Annotated in this window: 2 protein-coding genes; both read right to left on the reverse strand. The window is 39.2% G+C overall.

Features of this window, described 5'->3' with window-relative positions:
* Nucleotides 1–1,474: VWA domain-containing protein (locus tag E1171_RS03730; RefSeq protein WP_222931375.1), on the reverse strand; the 1,474-nt coding region annotated here is incomplete at its 3' end.
* Nucleotides 1,471–3,003, reverse strand: a 1,533-nt coding sequence (locus E1171_RS03735; protein ID WP_155204225.1) for an AAA family ATPase, incomplete at its 5' end; no start/stop codon positions are given. The genes E1171_RS03735 and E1171_RS03730, both read right to left, overlap by 4 nt.

Raw genomic sequence — 3,003 nt, forward strand, 5'->3', positions numbered from 1 at the left:
AAAATACTCTTTGCAGACGCCTCAACTTCTCCACTATTTCCTTCAATCCGTCATTATCAAAAGTATGATAACTCCAGCTGTCTGTAAAATCCTTAAATAGGGAAAGTGAAGGCTTTCGACCGATTACCAAACTAAAAAAAGCGTTTCCTTTTTCTTTGCAGAGTCGAATTCGGGAAAGCGTTTGTTGGTTGATAGGTGGTATTTTACCATCAGAAATAAAAAGTAAGTCCGCCTTTTGAAAATCCTCCTCATAAAATTTACGCACGGCCTCTTCCAAAGCAGGAGTGGCATCGGTACCTCCCAAAAAGGACAAACTCAAAAATTTCATTAGAGCCGGAAGAGAGGCCTTAAGCTCACTCATTTCCAAGGTTTGAATCTTTTTTGAGAAAGCAATTAGGTAACATTTGCGCTCCTCCTTCAAAGCCAATCTTAATAAAGCCAATGACAGGGTCTTTGCCATTCTTTCTGCTTCACCCAGCATGGATGCAGAAGTATCCACACAAATGATTAATGGTCCCTTATCTATAGGTTTTTCTTTACTTTTCTCTTCCTGGAAACGCTCCTTTCGTTTTACAACGTCCCTCCCCTTTAACTCAAAAGCTTGAAGTTTCTTTTCTACAAACTTTTTATAAAAAAGAATTTCCGTATCTTCTTCTCCCAATAAAGCGGCTTCTGAGGGTAATAAATGGGCCACATCATCACTTTCATGTAAACCAACTAAATCTTCCTTCCCGTGATTGTAAGTTTTACGGTAAGGAGACAAACGCACCTGCTGTAAAATTTTCCTCTCAAATTCAGCTTCAGCAGATCGGTACTTTCCAAAAAGTTCGGCCAGCTCCTCTATCTCTTTTCGGTTTTTCATCAACTCATCATAATACTCCAGTACCTGGAAACCAGAATCCTGCCAATGCCCCTCGGCCACTCCCCATAAATCATGATGATCACTAAAAGGAGATAAAAGTGCCTTTATTTGTTCGAATTGAGCAGTTTTCTTTTGAAGCTTTTTCGTGTAGGCCTGTTGCTGAAGCATTATGGTCAAAATATTTTGGCCAAACAACCGTCTTACTCCCAACTTAATCTTCCGAAAAACCTTTTGAAAGAATCTTTTCAAAGCACTTTTCGGAAGAGGTTCAATAGCAGAAGAAAGCTCACCTAATTTTTTTTCAGACCAATTTTCTTTTAGCAACTGGTCTCCCAAAATATTGAGGTGATTAACCACTTCCTCACAAAAATTTATTTTTACCTGAGGTGATTCTGAAAGTATTTGCCGAAGACCAGGAGTAGCCAAAAGATTATCTATGAGCAAAAAATAGGGCTTTAAATTTGGGGAATACTCCCTATTATTTTGAAAAGAATCAGTTCCTTCCACAGCATCTGTTAGATAGGCACTAATTTCTTCTCTCAAATTTCGATCCCCCCATTTACCAAAAAGGATAAATCGCTCAAAAACACCATTTGACTCAATTATTTTCATACAGCATAGGTGTATTGCCCTTTTATTTGCTCTACATTTAATTTTCCATGAAGAATACGCCTTAACAACTCGTTCAGTCCATTCTCAATTAAATGATGGTTTTCAGCACTCACAAAAAGATGATCATCCAAATGATTCCTGAAACGCAGTCGCTGCTTTTCTATACTGGAGGCCGTTTCATTAAGGTATCGTAATATGTCTTCACTCAATTGGTTCAATTTATCAAAAACCTCATCTGAAGGCCTTTTCGGAACCGTTCTGAGCTGCTGCTCCTGACGGGATTTTAACTTAAAATACTGATATCCGTTTTCAAAGGATACTTCAACTTCACAATCAGAGAGCCTTGCCAAATGATAATATTTGCTATCCCCCCAGGAAGTATAAAGGGGACATTCAGTAACCTTACCTTTTAATTTCTCAAAATCCTTCTTCCGAATATATTTATGCGACTCAGAAAATTCAGTCAATAAATAATACTGATCGTCCACCAAAACAGGTTGCTCTACCTGTATCAATTTTTCTTCTTGGGCTCCCGATAAAGCCTCTTGTTTAAAAGCATTAATTTGATCTTCTACGGCAGAAATATGGTAGGAATGATCTAAACCATATTCACAAATTGCCTGCCCCACCCATCGCCTTACCTGGTCTATTTGTTCTGGAGTACTCCAGATGCAAAATGAAATGATAAAACAGTCCATCATATCCACTTTTTTATGACCATTCAAAAAGGCGGAAGTTCGCAATAGGCGTATTATTTTTCTCCATCGACGATCTGAAACATACAGTATTTCCTTCTCCTTTCCTTCGGCAGTAAGGTGCTCATTGTGTTGTTCAATGAGCTTTCGAACTGTAGATATGACAAATAACACCTCCTCAGGAACAGTTACTTTATCAATATCTTTGCTCCAAGCCTCAATTTCAGATTCAGAAATGGTCATTCCGGGGTCAATGCTTACTTTATCGGAAGGAGTGGAAGTAATCATGCGATAAAAATGTTCTTCATTCATGATACGGTCCACATAATAACGCACCAAAAAACGATCCCATAGGGCCTCCAGCCCCTCGTCTTTGGCAGGCAATTCATTGGATGCCCCTACTAGGCCTTGCAATTTCACCTTTACCTCCTGTTCTCCATTACGATACAACTTTTCATTGATTACCGTAAGTAAGGCATTTTGTATAGATGGACCCGCCTTCCATATTTCATCCAGGAAAACAACCGAAGCACCCGGCAAATAATTTTCCGTCAAACGTTCATATTTATCCTCTTTGCTTAGGCGGCTAATGGAGATAGGACCAAATATTTCATCCGGTGTACTAAATCTATTCATCAGGTATTCAAAAGAAGAACCTTCTTTAAAGGCAAATTTTACTCGACGAGCCACCATACTCTTGCCTACCCCCGGAGGCCCAAGCATAAAAATGCTTTCTCCGGCAACAGCACTTAAAAGCACCATCCCCACCAATTCTCGTCTATCCACCAGTCCCTCTCCAATCCGATGAATAATTTCTTCAATTCGTTTCTTTAT

This window comes from Xanthovirga aplysinae (genome assembly GCF_009711365.1).
GTDB lineage: Bacteria > Bacteroidota > Bacteroidia > Cytophagales > Cyclobacteriaceae > Xanthovirga > Xanthovirga aplysinae.